This is a genomic window from Bacillus sp. JJ1474 (assembly GCF_036965225.1).
GTDB lineage: Bacteria > Bacillota > Bacilli > Bacillales > Cytobacillaceae > Cytobacillus.
Map to the genome: position 1 here is coordinate 1 of NZ_JBALPC010000335.1, position 817 is coordinate 817.

Sequence of the window (817 nt, forward strand, 5' to 3'; positions counted from 1 at the left end):
AAGGAGAGTTACTCTATGTACAAATGGAAATATATTATAGTTGCTTTTTTAGTTGTTGTTTTGCTCTATAATTTTACATCGAATCCCTTGATTCATGCGATGAAAAACTCTTCTTCTCCTAATCACATCGATTCAACAGATCATTTACCACAGCAAGTAAACTGGAAACTAGTTGAGAAAGCGATGGGAAAATCAGGTGTGATGAAGCTAGGTGAAGTTTTTTATATCAGCCTCCCACGTAGTGATTTGAAAGTAACTGTCAAAGGAATGCCTATCCAGACTGGTTTAGCTTTAGGGGGCTGGACAGCTTTTAAACAAATGGATAATCAAACAATGGTTATGGGTGATTTAGTTCTTACAGAAAATGAAATTCAGCCTGTCATGAATCAACTTTTCCATCAAGGAATTCAGGCTTCTGCATTACACAATCATTTACTAGGCGAGTCACCCCGGATTATGTATTTGCATATTGAGGGGCATGGTAATCCAGTTCAATTAGCTAAAGCGATTAGATCCGCCTTGAAACTAACAAAAATACCATGGAACGACAAACTACCAGATGATTCGCATATCTTTTCCATTGATAAACAAAAGCTTGATAAAATATTTAGACATAAAGGTACAGTTAGTGGTGGCGTTTATCATATGGCTATTCCTCGGTTAGAAAAAATCATGGAAAATGGCATGGAAATACCTCCTGCTATGGGGGTATCAACATTGATCAATTTTCAGCCGACAAAAAATGGGACAGCAGCAATAACTGGTGATTTTGTACTTACTGCAGAAGAGGTAAATCCTGTTGCTAGAACGTTACGTA

General features: G+C 37.2%; 1 protein-coding gene. It reads left to right on the top strand.

Translation table 11 applies throughout. The features are described from left to right. Positions 1–15 precede the first annotated feature (15 nt). A partial coding sequence (locus V7164_RS25485; protein ID WP_335355631.1) for an LppY/LpqO family protein occupies positions 16–817 on the top strand: 802 nt, incomplete at its 3' end.